The sequence below is a fragment of the Corynebacterium sp. HMSC070H05 genome (genome assembly GCF_001837615.1).
GTDB lineage: Bacteria > Actinomycetota > Actinomycetes > Mycobacteriales > Mycobacteriaceae > Corynebacterium > Corynebacterium coyleae.
In genome coordinates this window covers 1-205 of sequence record NZ_KV833307.1, presented here as the reverse complement: position 1 = coordinate 205, position 205 = coordinate 1, and the positions used below count along the sequence as shown (strand labels likewise).

Below are 205 nucleotides of genomic sequence, written 5' to 3'. Positions count from 1 at the left end.
AGTGACCACAACCGTGTAGTCACCCGTCGGAATCTCATCCAGCTTCACATTGCCGTTGGAATCAATCGACACCTCACGACGCTCATTCGTCTTCGGGTCAACCAACTCAATCTTTTCAACAGCTTCCGGATCCACAGAACCAGACACCGAACCCTTATCGCGCGAAGGCGCAACATTCTCCAGCTTGGTGTCCTGGTCCTTCTTC

At 52.7% G+C, this 205-nt stretch carries 1 protein-coding gene; it reads right to left on the bottom strand.

The window, feature by feature from the left end; translation table 11 throughout:
* Positions 1–205 (bottom strand): carboxypeptidase regulatory-like domain-containing protein (locus tag HMPREF2617_RS12040; RefSeq protein WP_168168330.1); only part of this gene is annotated, 205 nt, incomplete at both ends.